This window comes from Leclercia adecarboxylata (genome assembly GCF_023639785.1).
GTDB classification, from domain to species: Bacteria; Pseudomonadota; Gammaproteobacteria; order Enterobacterales; family Enterobacteriaceae; genus Enterobacter; species Enterobacter adecarboxylatus_D.
Map to the genome: position 1 here is coordinate 4,393,637 of NZ_CP098325.1, position 19,763 is coordinate 4,413,399.

Below are 19,763 nucleotides of genomic sequence, written 5' to 3' on the forward strand. Positions count from 1 at the left end.
CTATGTACCAGTTTCTTCTGGGAAAAATTTCTACCCTCAGCGCTGACCCTATAGCGTCAGCGCTTTCTGAGCAGGCGCCTGAAGGGGCGCGCCGCATTCCCTGGCTGGCCGGGCGGACGCTGCTCGCCCGGGCCTTATCCCCCGCCCCGGTACCGGAAATTGTCTTCGGTGAACAGGGCAAACCGGCGTTCGTCGATGCAAAGCCCTGCTGGTTTAACCTGAGCCACAGCGGGGATGATATTGCCCTGCTGTTAAGCGACGAAGGCGAAGTGGGCTGCGACATCGAAGTAATTCGCCCGCGGGATAACTGGCAGGCGCTGGCCAATGCCGTCTTTAGCGTCGCCGAACATGACGAGCTGGAGCGGGAGCGGCCTGAGGCTAAACTGTCGGCCTTCTGGCGTATCTGGACGCGCAAAGAGGCCATCGTCAAACAGCGCGGCGGCAGCGCCTGGCAGATTGTCAGTATCGACAGCACCTTCACTTCAGCGCTCAGCGTCAGCCATTTTCAGTACGGCGAACTGAGTCTTGCGGTCTGTACGCCAACGCCCTTCACCCTCCATGACGGTGCGCTTCAGGTGCTGTAACCCGCTTATTTCAAATTATTCGGAAAGTCTGCCGGCAGCTCGCTGGCAGCACAGTCAATCACCGCATCGTTATTGGCACCGCAGTCGCGCACAAAGGTAATGGTGGCGAACTCATCGATAACCTCGGTTGGGTAGGCCGGGCCCGTCTCGCGATAAGAGACCATCAGCGGAATATGATCGTTCTGGAAGCAGACGGTCTTTTCCGGGTTATTCATCACCCAGCGCGGGAAGAAGATCGTGCCGTGGAACAGTTTGTCGCCGAGATTAACAATCAGGCTCACATCGGTACCGGTCGGTTCAGTCCACGAAATTTTATAGATACTCTCGCCCACGCGGACGATATAAGCCCGCTGATCTTTCACCCAACGGTTGGCCACGATCCCGCTGTGAATACGGTAGTCGAGGGTCTGTTCGTTTTTGACATAAATTTCGTAGTTCCAGCCATTATCGTAGGTGTATACCAGATGTTTGCCGACGAAACCGCTCAAATCATGTTTATCAAAATGGCTCATATTCTGTCTCCTCTGTTTCAATGAGCCCATCTTACGCCTGCAAAAATTGGATGAATAACGCTATGATTTAATCAAATTCATTCAAAAATTAGATGAGTTATGCATAAAACCACCCTTGAGCAGTGGGCGCTGCTTGAACGCGTTGTTGCGCTGGGCAGCTTTGCCCGTGCCGCCAGCGATACCCACCGCAGCCAGTCTTCGGTGAGCTATAACCTGTCGCTGTTGCAGGAGCGGCTGGGCGTGGCGCTCCTGGTTCAGGAGGGGCGTAAGGCGGTGCTGACCCCGGAAGGTGAGCTGCTGTTAAATCAGGTCAAACCGCTGCTTAACGCCTTTACCCTGCTGGAGACTCGCGCCTCGACGCTGCGCAACGGGATGCGTACCCGGCTGGACCTGGTGGTGGACAGCATTTTTCCTCGCCGTCACTTGTTTGCCATTCTGCGTCAGTTTCAGCAGCGCTATCCGCAAACCCAGGTGCATCTGACCGAAATCCTGGAGAACAGCGGCGAGGCGCTGACCCAGAGCGAAGCCGACGTGATGGTGCTAACCCGCCGCCAGGATGTGACCGGGCGCGGCGAGTGGCTGATGAATATTGATTTTGTCGCCGTGGCGCACCGGGAGCACCCGCTGTTTGAACAGGGCGCGCCGCTCAACGATGACATGCTACGCCCCTGGCCACTCATCCAGATCGCCGGGCAGAATTACGCCGCGCTTCCCGGGGGCGAAGCCTGGACCTTCTCCACCATCGATGCCGCTATTGATGCGGTGATGTATCAGGTGGGATATGGCTGGCTGCCGGAGGAGCGAATTCAGCCACAGCTGGAAAGCGGTGTGCTGAAAGTGCTGCCCCTGAATCACGGCACCCGCCGTGCCACGCCGCTACATCTGATCGTGAAACGCACCCTCGCCCCGCTCGATGAACAGGTTGAAACCTTACTGCACCTCTTCCGCCAGCCATCATAAAAGCGAACTGCTACGCTTAATGGTCTGACTTTTATAACCACATGGAGCAGACCATGAAAATCGATCTTACGGGAAAAGTCGCCCTGGTCACCGCCTCAACCGGCGGTATTGGTTTCGCCATCGCCAGAGGCCTGGCGGAAAGCGGCGCAGAGGTGATCGTTAACGGACGCAGCATCGACTCGGTCAACCGGGGCATCCAGCAGCTGCAGCAACAGATACCCGGCGTTCAGGTGCGGGCGGCGGTTGCCGATCTCAGTACGCAGGAGGGCGTAGAGGCCCTGCTTAAGGTCGCCTCCGGCGTGGATATCCTCGTCAACAACGCCGGGATCTACGGCCCTCAGGATTTTTACGCCACCGACGATGAAACCTGGAATAACTACTGGCAAACCAACGTGATGTCCGGCGTGCGCCTCTCACGCGCCCTGCTGCCTGGCATGGTGCAAAAAGGCTGGGGCCGGGTGGTGTTTATCTCCTCCGAGTCGGCGTGCAATATTCCGGCGGACATGATCCACTATGGGGTGACCAAAACCGCGCAGCTGTCGCTGGCCCGCGGGCTGGCAAAATTTGTCGCCGGGAGCGGCGTCACCGTTAACAGCGTCCTGCCTGGCCCGACGATGTCGGACGGCTTTGCTGAGATGATGAAAGACGAGATAGAAAAAACCGGCAAGTCGCTGGAGACGCTGGCAAAAGAGTTCGTGATGGCAAATCGCCCAAGCTCGGTGATCCAGCGGGCCGCCACGGTAGACGAAGTGGCGAACATGGTGGTTTACGTCTGTTCGCAGCAGGCCTCCGCCACCTCCGGCGCGGCGCTGCGCGTGGATGGCGGCGTAGTGGACGACATCATCTAGCCTGCCCGTAGGCCGCCCGCCCGCTGGCGGGTGGCATCTGACGCTAAAGCAGGTAAACTGAGGGCAGAATGTCTCTTTACGCTAAGACCCTGTTATGACCAATATGATTGCCGATGAGGCTGTGGCTAAATCCCGCGTCCTCTCCGTGTTCGACTTTGACGGTACGCTGACGCATCACGACAGCTTTATTCCGTTTTTACGCTTTGCGTTTGGTAAGCGCTACTTTGCCGGTCGCCTGGTGCGGATGGCCCTCCCCACTATTCACTGCGTACGCCGCAAGCTGACCCGTGATGAACTGAAAGAAGTGCTGATCAGAACCTTCCTGACCGGCGTGGATGAGCACTGGCTGCGCGAGCAGGCAGAGCGGTTCTGCGAAAAGTACTGGGACAAACTGATGCGCCCGCAGGGCGTGCTGGCGGTCGCGGCGGAGGTGAACTCCGGTGCGGAAGTGACTATCTGCTCCGCCTCTCCGGCGCTGGTGCTGCAGCCGTGGGCCGACAAGCTCGGCATTAAACTGATTGGCACCCAGCTGGAAGTGAAAAACGGCAAGCTGACCGGGCGGATCACCGGCCATAACTGCCGCTGTGCGCAGAAAGTGGCGCGGCTGGAGCACGTCTACGGCAGCCTGAGCAACTATCACGTCCGCGCCTGGGGCGACACCCGTGGCGATCACGAGCTGCTGGCGGCGGCGCAGGATCCGCACTGGCGTCATTTCCATCCGCCGCGTGCGCGGCGGAATTCACCGATTAAATAAAAGCAAAAAGGCAACGTAAGTTGCCTTTTTTAATATTTGCGCCCTCTCCCTGAGGGAGAGGGTCCGGGTGAGGGCATCAGCCCGTACTTTTCCTTTGCCGGGCAAAACCACTCAGGCTTCGCGTTTGCCCGGGAACAGCAGGCTCGCCACGATCCCCGCCGCCAGTACACCCAGCACCACCAGCAGACTCGCCGTGGCGCCGATGCCGAAACCGTGATGCCAGAAGTGATCCGTCGCGTTCAGGCCGAGCTTAAAGGCAACGAAGAACAGCAGCGCGATCACCGCTTTCTCCAGGTGCACCAGATACTGCTTCAGCGCTTCCAGCACAAAATAGAGGGTACGCAGGCCGAGAATGGCGAACATCATGGCGCTGTAAACGATCAGCGGCTCGCGGCTGACGGCAATGATTGCCGGTACGGAGTCAAAGGCGAACATCACGTCTGAAAGCTCAACCACCGCCACACAGAGCAGCAGCGGCGTGGCGTAGCGCTTCGCCTTCTTCACCCGTCCAACCATCACGTCCTGGTTTTCCGGTTTTTCCAGCTCGGCATCCACCTCTTTCTGGCTCAGCAGGAAGGCGTTACCGGTGATTTTTGGCCAGATCGGATAGAAGCGTTTTACCGCGCGATAGGCCAGATGCTGGGAGTAATCTTCGATTTCGTCCTGCTCTTCGCCGCGCCTGAGCATCATCACCGCCGTCCAGGCCACAATCAGGGCAAAGACCACTTCAACATAAGGCCCGAGGCTCAGCAGGCTGGTACCGATGGCAACGAAAATACCGCGGAAGACAATGGCACCAATAACCCCCCAGTAGAGCACCCGGTGACGATACTGATCCGGCACGCCAAACCAGGCGAAGATCGCCATCATCACGAACAGGTTATCAACGGAGAGCACCTCTTCCAGCGCATAACCGGTGAGGAACAGGCTCGCTACTTCGGCGCCGTGATGAACGTAGAGGAACCCGGCAAACGCCATCGCCATCATCACCCAGAAGAGGGACCACAACGAGGCGCTTTTTAGTGAGATCGGTTTGTCATGGCGATGCATGAAGAGGTCGATAAACATCGCCCCGACAGCCATCACCACAAAAACAACAACGGTTTCCGTCGGGAAACCGAGATGAGCAGATGACATAGACAACCCTTTTTGAAGACAAAATACACACCATGCAGACTGGCGAGGCCAGTGAAGAAAAAGGGGGGCCGTTTACCGGCTTCTCCCTTAAAACGCATAACCCTGCGTGAGGGAGTGTACTTTACCTCACAATATGGAGGTTCTGCCATCGGCGCTTTACTGGCTCATACCGCGCAGCCGTTGCAGTACGGCTACCAGCACTGCCACCGACCAGCCAACCATCAGCGCGCCAACCAGCCCTTCTATCCCGCCAATCAGCCGCCAGTGCTCCGGCAACGTGACGTCGCCATAGCCCACTGTCGCGTAGCTGACCAGGGAGAAATAGAAGCTGGTATTCCAGTCCGAAAACGCCCCGACAACGCGATAAAACACGGCAAACAGGCTGGCCTCTAGCAGATGGGCAAAGAGCGCGGTCATGATGATGCCGATATTACGAAACACGATGCGGATAACCGATTCCACATGCAGGTTGATGACTTTCAGGACAAAAAACATCCACGTGGAATGAATGATTACCGTCAGGTTGATCAAAATAATGATGCTGAGAATCTGCATATCACACTCTCCGCTGGGCAACGAAATGCGCCGGGGTACTACTTCTCTGCCAGCGCTTCTGCGCAGGCCCAGGCGCTGGCCCACGCCCACTGGAAGTTATAGCCACCCAGCCAGCCGGTGACGTCCATCACTTCGCCGATAAAATAGAGTCCCGGCACGTTGCGGGCTTCCATGGTGCGTGAAGAGAGTTCATTGGTGTCCACGCCGCCCAGAGTCACTTCCGCAGTGCGATAGCCTTCGGTGCCGTTCGGCTGTACGCGCCAGGCGCTTAAGGTGTCGACCAGCGCCTGCTGCTCGCGGGTGTTGAGCTGCTTTAGCGACACGTCAGGAATTTGCCCCAGCAGTTGCAGACACTCCACCAGCCGCTTCGGCAGCTGCATGGCCAGGGTATTTTTCAGGCTCTGGTTAGGGTGCGCTGCACGCTGCTCGTCAAGGAAGCGCTCCAGGTCGCAATCAGGTACTAAATTGATGGTGACGAACTCGCCCGGCTGCCAGTAGCTGGAGATTTGCAGCACCGCCGGACCGGAAAGGCCGCGATGGGTGAACAGCAGGTTCTCACGGAACACCGTGCCGTCTTCGGCAGTAATAACCGAGGGTACCGAGACCCCGGAGAGCGTTTGCAGCTGTTCCAGCAGCGGTTTGTGCAGGGTGAACGGCACCAGGCCAGCGCGGGTGGGTAAAACCTTCAGGCCAAACTGTTCGGCAATTTTATAGCCAAACGGCGTCGCGCCCAGCCCCGGCATGGAGAGGCCGCCGCTGGCGATCACCAGCTTTTCTGCGCTCACGGTTTCACCGTTCAGTTGCAGGGTATACCCCGTGTCGTCTCGCGTCACTTCCAGCACTTCGCTGCGCAGCCGCAGGGTAACCTGGCCTTTTTCGCACTCCGCCACCAGCATATCGACGATTTGCTGCGCGGAATCGTCACAAAACAGCTGCCCCAGCGTTTTCTCGTGCCAGGCAATACCGTGTTTGCCCACAAGGTCGATGAAGTCCCACTGGGTGTAGCGTGCCAGCGCAGATTTGCAAAAATGACGGTTCTGGCTCAGATAAGCCGCAGGTTCGATATAAAGGTTAGTAAAATTGCAGCGTCCCCCACCCGACATCAGGATTTTTCGGCCAGGCTTTTTGCCGTTATCGAGCAGCAGAACCCGGCGCCCTGCCTGTCCGGCCATCGCCGCACAGAATAAACCTGCCGCACCGGCGCCAATAATGATGGCATCATACTTTTCCACGTCTCGATCCTCCTGTTTTGGGGGCGCGAATTGTAAAGTTTCCTCAAGAAACGCACCAGCGCAAAGATCTGCAATTTCATTCATTTAATTGAAAATTAAAAAATAATTCTTTTACTGCTACGCTTATGTCAGTAAGCAAATCAAAAAAAGTCTATATTTCACTTTGCCCGTTGCGCATTTGTCCTGGATAATGCGCCGCGTTCATGTCCTCAAGATGGCGTAACGTCCTATGCTACATTTGTTTGCTGGCCTGGATTTCCATACCGGGCTTTTACTCTTGCTTGCTCTGGCCTTTGTATTGTTCTACGAAGCGATTAACGGCTTCCACGATACTGCAAACGCAGTGGCAACGGTTATCTACACGCGGGCATTACGATCGCAAGTTGCGGTAGTGATGGCTGCGGTGTTTAACTTCTTCGGCGTTCTTCTGGGAGGTCTGAGCGTAGCCTACGCCATTGTGCATATGCTGCCAACGGATCTGCTGTTGAATGTCAGCTCTGGCCATGGCCTTGCTATGGTGTTCTCTCTGCTGTTTGCTGCAATTATCTGGAACCTCGGTACCTGGTATTTCGGCCTGCCAGCATCCAGTTCTCACACGCTGATCGGCGCTATCATCGGTATTGGTTTAACCAATGCGCTGATGACCGGTACGTCTGTGGTGGACGCGCTGAACATCCCTAAAGTTCTGGGTATTTTCGGTTCACTGATTATCTCTCCGATTGTCGGTCTGGTTGTGGCGGGGGGATTGATCTTCCTGCTGCGTCGTTACTGGAGCGGTACCAAAAAACGTGCCCGTATCCACCTGACGCCAGCCGAGCGTGAAAAGAAAGACGGTAAGAAAAAGCCGCCATTCTGGACGCGTATCGCCCTGATCATCTCTGCTATCGGCGTGGCCTTCTCTCACGGCGCTAACGACGGTCAGAAAGGCATTGGTCTGGTAATGCTGGTATTGATCGGCGTGGCCCCTGCTGGCTTCGTGGTGAATATGAATGCATCCGGTTACGAAATCACCCGTACCCGTGACGCCATCAACAACGTTGAAACCTATTTCCAGCAGCGTCCTGACCTGCTGAAAAAAGCGACCGGCGTTGACCAGCTGATCCCTTCTCCGGAAGCGGGCGCGACCCAACCGGCTGAGTTCCATTGCCATCCGGCCAATGCGATCAGTGCCCTGGAGCGCGCAAAAGGGATGCTGACGGACGTTGAGAGCTACGACAAACTCTCCGTTGAGCAGCGTGGCCAGATGCGTCGCATCATGCTGTGCATCTCCGACGTGACCGACAAAGTGTCCAAACTGCCTGAAGTGTCTGCTGACGACAAACGTCTGCTGAAGAAACTGAAAGTAGACATGCTGAACACCATCGAGTACGCACCTATCTGGATCATCATGGCGGTAGCGCTGGCGCTGGGTCTTGGTACGATGATCGGCTGGCGTCGCGTGGCAACCACCATTGGCGAGAAGATCGGTAAAAAAGGCATGACCTATGCCCAGGGGATGTCCGCTCAGATGACGGCGGCAGTCTCTATCGGTCTGGCCAGCTACACCGGTATGCCGGTATCCACAACCCACGTTCTCTCTTCGTCCGTGGCGGGGACCATGCTGGTTGATGGCGGCGGTCTGCAGCGTAAAACCGTGACCAGCATTCTGATGGCGTGGGTATTTACCCTGCCGGCTTCGATTCTGCTGTCAGGCTGTCTGTACTGGATCTCCCTGCAATTCCTGTAATCGCAGGCAGAGAAAGATAAGAGCGGGTCAGGTAACTGGCCCGCTTTTTTTTGCGCTCAATGCCAGATGAGGAGAGCGATCATGCTCACCACCACCAGGCCGCACAGCGCGCTGGTCAGGATGAACTGACGGCGCAGGCGTTCACAGCGACGGATAAACTCATCATCATGATGATCGCGATAGCGCTGGGCGTAGATATACCACACCAGACGCATCTGTTTGCTGGGCTGCCCGTGCGAGGTGAAGAAGCCCCCGCCGTCCACATATTGATAAAGCAACGGATCGCAGCCACGAAGAACCACTAATAGCGCGCGCAAGGATGAGAAATAACGCGCCATATTCACAATGCAAACCACACATAACGCCCAAAACAATGCGACGGTGCTAATCATACTTCCTCCCCGGCGTCCGCCCTCGAAGCAACGCTTCGGGACTGCCGCACCCCAATGCCCTGACAGACGGTTCAGTGATAGAGAGACTCAAAAGCCGATCGGCTTCACATTTTAGTATCCGAACGGCTTATTCAATAGTGTAGGAGATCCGTTAATTTTTTTGCCACAAGGTTAATCGTTATCAACACCAATGCTTGAAAATTTTGTTTAACTGGGCCGTAATGAAAGCAGGTAGACGACTGCTTCACGCATTGGTCATCGATAACTTATGGAAGGAGTAACACTATGGCTTATAAACATATTCTGATCGCTGTTGACCTCTCCCCAGAGAGCAAAGTGCTGGTTGATAAAGCGGTATCCATGGCGCGTCCGTACAATGCGAAAGTTTCCCTGATTCACGTGGACGTGAATTACTCCGATCTCTACACCGGCCTGATTGACGTGAATCTGGGCGATATGCAGAAGCGTATCTCCGAAGAGACTCACCATGCGCTGAGCGAACTCTCCACGAATGCGGGCTACCCAATCACCGAAACCCTGAGCGGCAGCGGCGATCTGGGCCAGGTACTGGTTGATGCCATCAAGAAATACGATATGGATCTGGTGGTCTGCGGCCACCATCAGGACTTCTGGAGCAAGCTGATGTCGTCAGCCCGTCAGCTGATTAACACCGTGCACGTTGATATGTTGATTGTGCCGCTGCGCGACGAAGACGACGAGTAAGTGCGAAAAAGCCCGGTGGCGCTAACGCTTACCGGGCCTACAAGGTAAATACAAAACGGCAACATGGTTGCCGTTTTTAGTGTTTGTTCCCTCTCCCCGTGGGAGAGGGCCAGGGTGAGGGCATCAGGCCGCACCCTATTCCGGCGTACCAGAATAAATATCAAACCGGTGACCTTTAGTCACCACCGCGTTGGTCGTCGCAACGTCAGCCAGCGGTGGCGCATAGTCCGGGCGCTTCACTACTACCCGCTTCGTTGCCAGCAGGCGCGCAGGCTCCAGCAGGCCGTCCGCATCCAGATCCGGCCCCACCAGCGACTGAAACACCCGCATCTCTTTTTTCACCAGCGCGCTTTTCTGCTTGTGTGGAAACATCGGGTCGAGATAGACCACCTGCGGGCGCGGGGTGATGTCCGTCAGCGCCGTCAGGCTCGAGGCGTGGATCAACTGCAGCCGCTCCTGCAGCCAGCCGCCGATTTCCGGGTCCGCATAGCCACGGGCCAGGCCATCATCCAGCAGGGCCGCCACAACGGGGTTACGCTCCAGCATCCGCACCCGACAGCCCACGGAGGCCAGCACAAAGGCATCGCGCCCAAGTCCTGCCGTGGCATCCACCACATCCGGCAGATAGCCGCCCTTGATGCCGACGGCTTTCGCCACCGCCTCACCGCGTCCCCCGCCGAACTTACGCCGGTGCGCCATCGCCCCCCCGACAAAATCAACAAAAATGCCGCCGAGTTTGGGCTCGTCGCGTTTACGTAATTCCAGATGCGCTGTGGTCATCACCAGCGCCATCAGGTTATCTTCATCGTGTTCCAGCCCCCAGCGGGCCGCCAGAACAGATAAGGCGCCGTCTCCGGCGCCTGTTTCATCTACTAAGTGAATCTTCACGAATCGACTAACCCTTGATGCCGTAATGCTCAAGCATCGCATCCAGCTGCGGTTCACGGCCACGGAAGCGTTTGAACAGCTCCATTGGCTCTTCAGAACCGCCCCGGGTCAGGATGTTATCCAGGAACGACTGGCCGGTTTCGCGGTTGAAAATGCCCTCTTCTTCGAAGCGGGAGTAGGCGTCTGCCGCCAGCACATCTGCCCACAGGTAGCTGTAGTAACCTGCCGCATAACCGCCAGCAAAGATGTGGCTGAAGGCGTGCGGGAAACGACCCCAGGCCGGGCCTGGAATCAGGGCAACCTGCTTTTTGATCTCCGCCAGGGTTTCGAGCACCTTCGCGCCCTGCTCCGGGCTAAACTCAGCATGCAGACGGAAATCGAACAGGCCGAACTCCAGCTGGCGCAGGATAAACATCGCCGCCTGGTAGTTTTTCGCTTCCAGCATCTTATCCAGCAGTTCTTTCGGCAGCGGTTCGCCGGTCTCGTAGTGGCCGGAGATAAACGCCAGCGCGTCCGGCTCCCAGCACCAGTTTTCCATAAACTGGCTCGGCAGCTCTACCGCATCCCATGGCACACCGCTGATACCGGCAACGCCTGCCGCTTCAATGCGGGTCAGCATATGGTGCAGGCCGTGGCCGAACTCGTGGAACAGGGTAATCACTTCGTCATGGGTGAACAGCGCAGGCTTGCCGTTTACCGGACGGTTGAAGTTACAGGTCAGGTAGGCCACCGGCTTCTGCAGCGAGCCGTCGGCTTTACGCATCTGGCCCACGCAGTCGTCCATCCAGGCGCCGCCGCGTTTATTTTCGCGGGCGTACAGGTCGAGATAGAAGCTGCCGCGCAGTTCGTTTTTATCGTCATACAGCTCGAAGAAACGCACGTCGTCGTGCCACACGTCAACGTCGTTACGCTCTTTCGCGGTGATGCCGTAGATGCGTTTGACCACTTCGAACAGGCCGTTAACGGCTTTGTTTTCCGGGAAGTACGGGCGCAGCTGCTCATCGCTGATGCTGTAGAGATGCTGTTTCTGTTTTTCGCTGTACCAGGCGATATCCCACGGCTGCAGCTCGTCGACGCCGAACTCCGCTTTCGCGAAGGCGCGCAGCTGGGCCAGCTCTTTCTCACCCTGAGGACGGGCGCGTTTTGCCAGATCGGTTAAGAAATCGAGCACCTGCTGCGGGTTCTCGGCCATTTTGGTGGCGAGGGATTTGTCCGCGTAGCTGTCAAAGCCCAGCAGCTGCGCCAGCTCGTGACGCAGGGCGAGGATTTCGGCCATCACCGGGCTGTTATCCCATTTACCGGCGTTCGGGCCCTGATCGGACGCACGCGTGCTGTAGGCGCGATACATCTCTTCACGCAGAGCCTGGTTTTCGCAGTAGGTCATCACCGGCAGATAGCTCGGGATATCCAGGGTCAGCAGGTAGCCTTCCTGCCCTTTTGCTTCGGCCTGGGCTTTTGCCGCCGCCAGCGCGCTCTCCGGCATGCCCGCCAGCTCCGCTTCGTCGGTAATCAGCTTCGTCCAGCCCATGGTGGCATCCAGCACGTTGTTGCTGTACTGGTTGCCCAGCTCGGACAGGCGGGTGGCGATTTCACCGTAGCGCTGCTGCTTCTCTTTGGCGAGGCCGATGCCCGACAGTTCAAAGTCACGCAGGGCGTTATCGACAGACTTTTTCTGCGCGATGTTCAGCGCCGCATAGTGATCGCCATCGCGCAGGTCGCGGTACGCTTTGTACAGCCCCTCGTGCTGGCCGACCCAGGTGCTGTATTCCGACAGCAGCGGCAGGGTTTGTTCGTAGGCTTCACGCAGTTCCGGGCTGTTTTTCACCGAGTTCAGGTGGCTGACCGGGGAGAAGATGCGACCAAGCACATCATCCACTTCCGCCAGCGGCTGACACAGGGTTTCCCAGGTGTAGGGGGCGCCTTGCGCAACCACGCTTTCGACGGCAGTACGGCAATCGTCCAGTGCTTTAGTGACCGCGGGGACAACATGTTCAGGCAGAATGGAGGAGAACGGTGGCAACGAAAAAGGCGTCAGTAATGGGTTGGTCATAAACACTGTCCTGTTAAATGAGTGAATGAAGCGCGCATCCTGCGCGAGCATATTGTATCCAGGATGGGGTTAAGTGTAGTGAATTTCAATGGCCGAGGTGACAGAAAAACCGCCGCCGCGACGGTGGGTGCCGGGCCTGCGGGTAATCTGTGCCGTTCTGCTGTAAACTGTGGCCAATCGACATTATCTGGAATTTATCTACCCATGCTCAGTTATCGCCACAGCTTTCACGCGGGCAACCACGCCGACGTCCTTAAACATACCGTTCAGAGCCTGATTATCGAAGCGCTGAAAGAGAAAGATAAGCCTTTTCTCTATCTGGACACCCATGCTGGCGCGGGCCGCTATCAGCTGAGCGGTGAACATGCCGAGCGCACCGGGGAGTATCTGGAAGGCATCGCCCGTATCTGGCAGCAGGACGACCTGCCGGCAGAGCTGGAGCCTTACATCAGCGTCATCAACCACTTCAACCGCAGCGGCCAGTTACGCTATTACCCTGGCTCACCGCTGATTGCCCGCCAGCTGCTGCGCGAGCAGGACAGCATTCAGCTTACTGAACTGCACCCGAGCGACTACCCGCTGCTGCGCTCTGAATTCCAGAAGGACAGCCGCGCACGCGTGGAGAAATCGGACGGCTATCAGCAGCTGAAAGCAAAGCTGCCGCCGGTTTCCCGTCGCGGCCTGGTGCTGATTGACCCGCCATACGAAATCAAAAGCGACTATCAGGCGGTGGTTGCGGGCATCAATGAAGGTTACAAACGCTTTGCCACCGGCACCTATGCCCTGTGGTATCCGGTCGTGCTGCGTTCGCAGATCAAGCGCATGATCAAAGACCTTGAAGCGACCGGCATCCGTAAGATCCTGCAAATTGAGCTGGCGGTTCTCCCGGACAGCGATCGACGCGGCATGACCGCCTCCGGCATGATTGTGATTAACCCGCCGTGGAAGCTCGAGGCGCAGATGAATAACGTTCTGCCGTGGCTGCACAAAAAGCTGGTTCCGGCCGGAACGGGCCACACTACCGTCAGCTGGATCGTGCCAGAGTAATCGCAGCCATCGATGGAAACTATTGATTTCAGGTATACAATCGCGGCAATTAACGATTAAGGATAAGACCATGACTAAGCATTATGACTACATCGCTATCGGTGGCGGCAGCGGCGGCATCGCCTCGATTAACCGTGCGGCCATGTATGGCCAGAAGTGCGCGCTGATTGAAGCGAAAGACCTCGGCGGCACCTGCGTCAACGTCGGTTGTGTACCGAAAAAGGTGATGTGGCATGCGGCACAGATCCGCGAGGCTATCCACCTGTATGGCCCGGATTACGGTTTTGACACCACCATCAACAACTTCGACTGGGATCGCCTGATTGCCAGCCGTACTGCGTACATTGACCGTATTCACACCTCCTACGACAACGTGCTCGGCAAGAACAACGTTGACGTGATCCGCGGTTTCGCCCGCTTTGTGGATGCGAAGACGATCGAAGTGAACGGCGAGACGATCACCGCCGATCATATCCTGATCGCCACCGGGGGCCGTCCGAGCCACCCGGCTATCCCGGGTGCGGAATACGGCATCGACTCTGACGGTTTCTTTGAGTTGCCTGCTCTGCCAAAACGCGTCGCCATCGTGGGCGCGGGTTACATCGCCGTGGAGCTGGCGGGCGTGATTAACGGCCTGGGCGCTGAAGCGCACCTGTTTGTCCGTAAACATGCCCCGCTGCGCAACTTCGACCCGCTGATTGTGGATACGCTGGTAGAAGTGATGAACGCCGAAGGCCCGCATCTGCACACCGAAGCCATTCCAAAAGCGGTGCTGAAAAACGCCGACGGCAGCCTGACCCTGGAGCTGGAAGATGGCCGCAGCCAGACCGTCGACTGCCTGATCTGGGCCATTGGTCGTGAACCGGCAAACGACAACTTCAACCTGGCCGTCACCGGCGTTGAAACCAACGACAAAGGCTATATCGTTGTCGATAAGTTCCAGAACACCAGCGTTCCGGGCATCTACGCGGTGGGCGATAACACCGGTGCAGTCGAACTGACTCCGGTGGCCGTGGCCGCGGGTCGTCGTCTTTCTGAGCGTCTGTTTAACAACAAACCGGAAGAGCACCTGGATTACAGCAACATCCCAACCGTGGTCTTCAGCCATCCGCCAATCGGCACCGTCGGTTTAACCGAACCGCAGGCGCGGGCGCACTATGGCGATGACCAGGTGAAAGTGTATAAATCCGCTTTCACCGCCATGTACACCGCAGTGACCTCTCACCGCCAGCCGTGCCGCATGAAATTAGTGTGCGTCGGCCCGGACGAGAAGATCGTCGGCATTCATGGTATTGGCTTTGGTATGGATGAGATCCTGCAGGGCTTTGCGGTGGCGCTGAAAATGGGTGCGACGAAGAAAGACTTTGATAATACTGTGGCTATTCACCCGACGGCGGCAGAAGAGTTTGTGACCATGCGTTAATCACGCACAGCGACCGGTGTCAGGCAATCATCATCTGCCCGACACCGGTACACTCCTCGAAAATGAACATCCTTAACGGCATATTCAACAGCCGCATCCCCGCCACGTTGCAGTGACGTAAACGAATAGGTTGCGTCGCGGTACTGTTTGAGAAAAAGACATTGCGCATATCGCAATTCTCAAAACAGAGTCCGTCGATATAACAGCGGTTAATTAATAAACTGCCAAACTGAATATTGCGAAACACACCTTTCTTCAGATTGCTGCGAAAAACAATCGCTTTGTTCTCTCCTTCACAAATATCCAGCCACGCTAAATGGCGGCTTTCCAGCAGCCCTACCAGTTCTGTTATAGTGGATTTATATCCTTCAGGTTTTTCAAAAGAAAAGGGCGTAACGCCCTGACGCTTCGCGTTAAGGTTCATAAGGATCCCTGTTTTGAGGTTGTCATCTGATGCGATGACGACGGAGTGGAATCTCTTAATTACTTATTTCAGCGTGGCGAAACAATATCGATTTTGGCCAATTATTTGCAGAGTTGGCCGATAAAATAAAAGTCTGAATACACAGCGTATTTAATTTAATAAATAATTAATTTCACTTAGGTATCTATTTTATGTCAATCAGCATCAATAAGAATGCCATTCTGGTTCTGGAATCTCCGTGGAAGCTCGACGATCACGATGCCCATCGCTCGTCGGTATTACCCTTTGTGCAAGGGATCGCGAAGATGCACGGCAACACTGAGGTTTATTGCCTGAACTTCTACAACAAAAGCAGCTTTGATGTCGCGCTGGAGTGTCTGTGTCGACAGAAGTTCGACAACACCATCGTCTACGTGGCGGCACATGGCAGCAGAACGCATATCGGCGATGTTTCCCTTGACCATCTTCTCTATGCCATTAATCAAAAATCGAAGAAATTTAATATTAAAGGCCTGATGCTTGGCTCATGCTTTGCGGGCAGTAAAATCGAACAGCTGGAAGCTTTTATCGAAGACAGCAAACTGACCTGGTGCGCGGCGTATTCCTCTTCATGTTACTGGCTTCAGGGAACCATGCTTGACTGCGCCATTATTCATAGCGCGCTGAATATTGAAGACGAACAATATAAAACGCGTGAAGAGATGGAAGAGGCTTTTGCCGCTGCTGTCGCGCCATTCGCCCCAAATGCGGTCATCGGCTCGAACGCGAAAGATGAAGATGTGGCCCTGTCTGCCTCCCTGCAGTTTGTTATCCAGCCGGAAGGCAGAGGTTTTCGCGCACTATGCTCATCTGACAAGGTGTTTGAACGCGCCAGCGGGTATCGCTTTGACGAAGAGACGGAAAAGGTCATCTTATAAGCGCGATAATGCATAGCGAAAGATCCGAATTTTAGCTGCCCTTTTTACTGCTGGATGCCCTGTTTATTGCCGCAAAAACATCAACATGACGCCAGCAGCCTCCCTTTTCCCCTCAGCATAAAACGTGATCTACCGCACATTTCCCTCACCACAGACCGAAGCGAATGTCTAAGATTAGTAAGCAACCGGATAAAACCAGACCTGAGACAACGTAAACCGGAGGTCCTGACCACCATGTTCAACCAGAAAATACGCACTGTAGAGACCGTAGAGTTCGATATAGAACAAGAACTTCTCTACGAAATCGATCCCTGCGAGTTAAAACTGGATGAAATGCTCGAGGCGGAGCCGGAACCTGAGATGATTGAAGGGCTGCCCGCATCCGATGCGCTCACCCCTGCCGATCGCTACCTTGAACTCTTCGAGCATGTGCAGTCGTCGCGCCTGTTTGCCGACAGCAAAACCTTCCCCGACTGTGCGCCGAAGATGGATCCGCTGGATATTCTCATCCGTTATCGTAAGGTGAGACGCCACCGGGACTTTGACCTGCGCCAGTTTGTGGAAAACCACTTCTGGCTGCCGGAAGTGCTGTCGAGCGAATATGTATCCGATCCTTCTTTCTCGCTCAAAGACCATATCGACAACCTGTGGCCGGTGCTGACCCGCGAGCCGCAGGATCATATCCCCTGGTCATCGCTGCTGGCGCTGCCGCAGGCCTATATTGTGCCCGGCGGGCGATTCAGCGAGACCTACTACTGGGACTCCTACTTCACCATGCTGGGGCTGGCCGAAAGCGGCCGTCACGACATGCTCAAATGCATGGCGGATAACTTTGCGTGGATGATCGAAAGGTACGGCCATATTCCCAACGGAAACCGCACCTACTACCTGAGCCGCTCCCAGCCGCCGGTGTTCGCCCTGATGGTGGAACTGTTTGAAGAGGACGGCGTGCGCGGGGCCAAGCGCTATCTGGATCACCTGAAAATGGAGTACGCCTTCTGGATGGACGGCGCGGAGTCGCTGCTGCTCAACCAGGCCTACCGTAGCGCCGTACGCATGCCGGACGGCTCTCTGCTCAACCGTTACTGGGACGATCGTGATACCCCGCGGGACGAATCCTGGATAGAGGACGTCGAAACCGCCCGTCATTCCGGGCGCCCGCCTAACGAGGTCTACCGCGACCTGCGCGCCGGGGCCGCCTCCGGGTGGGACTACTCCTCCCGCTGGCTGCGGGATCCGAGCCGACTGGCGAGTATTCGCACGACCCAGTTTATCCCTATCGATCTCAACGCCTTCCTGTTTAAGCTGGAGAGCGCCATCGCCAATATTTCGGCATCGAAAGGAGATAAAGAGACCGCGGAGCTGTTCCGCCAGAAGGCGAGCGATCGCCGCGCGGCGGTTAACCGCTATCTGTGGGATGATGAAAACGGCTGCTATCGCGATTACGACTGGCGTCGGGAGCAGCTGGCGCTGTTCTCCGCGGCCAGCATCGTGCCGCTTTACGTCGGCATGTGTACTCATGAGCAGGCCGAACGCTTATCCGATGCGGTCAAAGCCCGCCTTCTGACGCCGGGCGGTATCCTTGCCACCGAGTACGAAACCGGCGAACAGTGGGACAAACCCAACGGCTGGGCGCCGCTGCAGTGGATGGCAATCCAGGGGTTCAAGCAATATGGCAATGACTCGCTGGGAGATGAAATTGCCTGGAGCTGGTTGCACACGGTGAACCACTTCTACAAAACGCATCATAAGCTGATTGAGAAGTATCACATCGCCAGCAGTCAGCCCCGGGAAGGTGGCGGGGGTGAGTATCCCCTGCAGGATGGGTTTGGCTGGACCAACGGCGTGGTGCGCAGACTGATTGGCCTGTACGGGGAGCCGTAGCTCCCCGCGGTGTCAGCGGATGACCTCATAAATGGCCGTCTGAATGGTCTGCCATTTTTTGGTGCTGGCGTCCGGCTGAGCCTGCGCCCGCCGCTTCGCCTGGTCCATATCTCGTCGCTGACGCTCCACCACCGCCGGAACGGTGCAGAAGGCCTGGAGGTACTCCTTACGCAGATCGGTCAGTGGCTCACCACCTGCCATCGCGTGTCCGAGCGTGTTAATAAACTGCCGACAGGGCTTCTCCTGCCCCATTTGCAGACGGTAGCGCATTAGCAGCTCCAGCACCTCGCGGTGGTTCATGGAAAGCGCATGCTCCGTCCAGGAGAGTTTCCACTCCATTCCCGCCTTCAGGAACAGCTTCGCCACGCGGATGTCGTTCCTGTCGATTGCCGCGCGGAAGTTACTCTCATCCCATGTAATGCCCAGACGCGTCAGCGTTTCGCGGGAGGAAGGCATCTCGCGCATCTCTTCCTCGACCGTCGTGTTTATCGGGGGTGCCGAAGTGCTGGCCGCCTGGGTCGGGCCGCTGCTCTCAATTAACAACCACGTGCCCATCATCAGCATGCCCATCACCATCACGCCTACTGCGCCCCACAGCACAACCGAGATCAGGTAATCGCGCTGCTCCGGGGTACGTGCGGGCCGACGGTTCGGTTTATCGATGGTGTCGCGCACCTCAAAGATGTCGTCGCCGGTGGCCTGGTTTTTTTTCCTCGCGCTCTCCCAGAAGAGATTCAGCTCGTGGGCCCCCTCGGCCATCAGCCCCGTTGGGTTGACGGCGGTGCGCCCCTCGTTAAAGGCGCGCTGAACGGGGCTGGCGATCTGGGTGTAATAGTTTTCCAGCAGCAGGAGTTGCGCAGAGGTCAGCGGCTGCCGGGCAATAATGTTATTGCGGATCAGCCGGATATCATCAAGAAAGGACTGGAGTGTTTTACGCGGATCGACCATTAACGTCAGCAGGGTGGGATCGCTGAACAGCGTAGAATAGGAGCGGGAGTACTCTTTTTTATCCACCAGCATCAGCGCCAGCTCGCTGAACATCATGCCGCCGAGGGCATCATTGCGTTCACCCTGCTGCAGCCAGCGGCGAACCCGATCGGCCCCAAACAATGTTTTCAGATGATTGTTCAGGCGCGTTGGGTCCGGCCAGGCCTGCATAATCAGCCCTTTCATCATCAGTTCCAGCGCCCGCACCTGTTTTTGGGCATGCTGCTGGCGAGGCTCATCGCCGGTACTCAGTTCCGTACTGTAGGTTAGCAGCGGCTGCTGCAACCGCAGATGTTCCAGCGCCGTGATGAAGCGCATCGCGGCAATCAGCTGGTTGTCGCTCACCTCCTGGCCGCTTTCGTACTGCGGCACCCGCTGCTGCAAAAGCCGCAGCTGCAGGGTGAACTGCGACAGTTCCGCATCGTTAAGGTTTAGCCGTTTTGCCACGCTCGCCCAGCCCCCCAATGCCAGCCTGGCGGAATCCAGTTGCTCAAGGAACCAACGGGGATCTTTGCCTTCGGTAACATGCACCTTTAACAGGAGCAGGATCTCCACGGAGGCCTGACGAATAATTCCCAGACAGCGTTCAAACTGCTCGCGGATCACGTGCGAATTACTGAGGGTCATCATTTTCCTTTAAATGCCGCGCAAAGGTTCGGGCGCAGCTAACGGAGAGCGTTGATTTTTTAAGTGGTTATACCAGATTAAACATAACCGATA

General features: G+C 56.5%; 19 protein-coding genes. 10 read left to right on the top strand and 9 right to left on the bottom strand.

All coding sequences use genetic code 11. The annotated features are described in order from the left end of the window. Positions 1-2 precede the first annotated feature (2 nt). A complete protein-coding gene (gene acpT / locus NB069_RS20820) occupies positions 3-584 on the top strand; it encodes a 4'-phosphopantetheinyl transferase AcpT (RefSeq protein ID WP_250586490.1) in 582 nt (193 codons plus the stop codon). A 5-nt stretch (positions 585-589) separates the two neighbouring features. On the opposite strand, the gene NB069_RS20825 is transcribed toward acpT, so the two are convergent. Further along, positions 590-1,096, bottom strand: coding sequence for a phenolic acid decarboxylase (locus tag NB069_RS20825; protein WP_250586491.1), 507 nt, complete (start codon positions 1,094-1,096; stop codon positions 590-592). Positions 1,097-1,195: 99 nt separating this feature from the next. Between NB069_RS20825 and NB069_RS20830 the strand changes: the two genes are divergently transcribed. The 3 genes from NB069_RS20830 to NB069_RS20840 all read left to right on the top strand — a co-directional run bounded on the left by NB069_RS20830 (position 1,196) and on the right by NB069_RS20840 (position 3,658). Further along, positions 1,196-2,056 (top strand): LysR family transcriptional regulator, encoded by an 861-nt coding sequence (locus tag NB069_RS20830; protein ID WP_250586492.1) that lies wholly within the window; start codon positions 1,196-1,198, stop codon positions 2,054-2,056. Between the two features lie 53 nt (positions 2,057-2,109). Beyond that, positions 2,110-2,904, top strand: coding sequence for an SDR family NAD(P)-dependent oxidoreductase (locus NB069_RS20835; RefSeq protein WP_250586493.1), 795 nt, complete (start codon positions 2,110-2,112; stop codon positions 2,902-2,904). A gap of 94 nt (positions 2,905-2,998) precedes the next feature. Continuing rightward, positions 2,999-3,658, top strand: a complete 660-nt coding sequence (locus tag NB069_RS20840) for an HAD family hydrolase (RefSeq protein WP_250586494.1) — start codon at positions 2,999-3,001, stop codon at positions 3,656-3,658. A gap of 111 nt (positions 3,659-3,769) precedes the next feature. Here the strand turns inward: NB069_RS20840 and NB069_RS20845 are convergent, their stop codons facing one another. From NB069_RS20845 to NB069_RS20855, 3 genes are all read right to left on the bottom strand, one after another. After that, positions 3,770-4,795 (bottom strand): TerC/Alx family metal homeostasis membrane protein, encoded by a 1,026-nt coding sequence (locus tag NB069_RS20845; RefSeq protein WP_250586495.1) that lies wholly within the window; start codon positions 4,793-4,795, stop codon positions 3,770-3,772. A gap of 156 nt (positions 4,796-4,951) precedes the next feature. Then, positions 4,952-5,350, bottom strand: a complete 399-nt coding sequence (locus NB069_RS20850; protein WP_250586496.1) for a potassium channel family protein — start codon at positions 5,348-5,350, stop codon at positions 4,952-4,954. A 38-nt stretch (positions 5,351-5,388) separates the two neighbouring features. Then, positions 5,389-6,582 carry an NAD(P)/FAD-dependent oxidoreductase gene (locus tag NB069_RS20855; protein WP_250586497.1) on the bottom strand — a complete coding sequence of 398 codons (1,194 nt, stop codon included), beginning with the start codon at positions 6,580-6,582 and terminating at the stop codon, positions 5,389-5,391. A gap of 229 nt (positions 6,583-6,811) precedes the next feature. Here NB069_RS20855 and pitA point away from each other — a divergent pair, with 229 nt between their 5' ends. Continuing rightward, entirely contained in the window at positions 6,812-8,308 is a 1,497-nt protein-coding gene (gene pitA, locus NB069_RS20860; RefSeq protein ID WP_103177385.1) for an inorganic phosphate transporter PitA, read from the top strand. 56 nt (positions 8,309-8,364) lie between these two features. Here pitA and uspB read toward each other — a convergent pair whose 3' ends face one another. Then, positions 8,365-8,700, bottom strand: a complete 336-nt coding sequence (gene uspB, locus NB069_RS20865) for a universal stress protein UspB (protein WP_032615027.1) — start codon at positions 8,698-8,700, stop codon at positions 8,365-8,367. Between the two features lie 285 nt (positions 8,701-8,985). Between uspB and uspA the strand changes: the two genes are divergently transcribed. After that, entirely contained in the window at positions 8,986-9,423 is a 438-nt protein-coding gene (gene uspA / locus NB069_RS20870; RefSeq protein ID WP_058650535.1) for a universal stress protein UspA, read from the top strand. Between the two features lie 135 nt (positions 9,424-9,558). Here uspA and rsmJ read toward each other — a convergent pair whose 3' ends face one another. After that, positions 9,559-10,311 carry a 16S rRNA (guanine(1516)-N(2))-methyltransferase RsmJ gene (gene rsmJ / locus NB069_RS20875; protein ID WP_250586498.1) on the bottom strand — a complete coding sequence of 251 codons (753 nt, stop codon included), beginning with the start codon at positions 10,309-10,311 and terminating at the stop codon, positions 9,559-9,561. Positions 10,312-10,318: 7 nt separating this feature from the next. Further along, on the bottom strand, positions 10,319-12,361 hold the full coding sequence (gene prlC / locus NB069_RS20880; RefSeq protein ID WP_250586499.1) for an oligopeptidase A: 2,043 nt from the start codon (positions 12,359-12,361) through the stop codon (positions 10,319-10,321). Between the two features lie 204 nt (positions 12,362-12,565). Between prlC and NB069_RS20885 the strand changes: the two genes are divergently transcribed. Then, positions 12,566-13,408, top strand: coding sequence for a 23S rRNA (adenine(2030)-N(6))-methyltransferase RlmJ (locus NB069_RS20885; protein ID WP_250586500.1), 843 nt, complete (start codon positions 12,566-12,568; stop codon positions 13,406-13,408). Between the two features lie 70 nt (positions 13,409-13,478). Further along, positions 13,479-14,831: a glutathione-disulfide reductase gene (gene gorA, locus NB069_RS20890; RefSeq protein ID WP_250586501.1), complete on the top strand. Its 1,353-nt coding sequence runs from the start codon at positions 13,479-13,481 to the stop codon at positions 14,829-14,831. A gap of 19 nt (positions 14,832-14,850) precedes the next feature. Here the strand turns inward: gorA and NB069_RS20895 are convergent, their stop codons facing one another. After that, complete coding sequence (locus NB069_RS20895; protein WP_250586502.1) at positions 14,851-15,255, bottom strand: hypothetical protein; 405 nt, start codon at positions 15,253-15,255, stop codon at positions 14,851-14,853. 191 nt (positions 15,256-15,446) lie between these two features. On the opposite strand from NB069_RS20895, the gene NB069_RS20900 reads away from it, so the two are divergent. After that, positions 15,447-16,172, top strand: coding sequence for a hypothetical protein (locus tag NB069_RS20900; protein ID WP_250586503.1), 726 nt, complete (start codon positions 15,447-15,449; stop codon positions 16,170-16,172). A gap of 234 nt (positions 16,173-16,406) precedes the next feature. Then, positions 16,407-18,056, top strand: a complete 1,650-nt coding sequence (locus NB069_RS20905) for an alpha,alpha-trehalase (RefSeq protein ID WP_250586504.1) — start codon at positions 16,407-16,409, stop codon at positions 18,054-18,056. A 12-nt stretch (positions 18,057-18,068) separates the two neighbouring features. Here the strand turns inward: NB069_RS20905 and NB069_RS20910 are convergent, their stop codons facing one another. After that, a complete protein-coding gene (locus NB069_RS20910) occupies positions 18,069-19,670 on the bottom strand; it encodes an STY4199 family HEPN domain-containing protein (protein WP_250586505.1) in 1,602 nt (533 codons plus the stop codon). Positions 19,671-19,763: the final 93 nt, after the last annotated feature.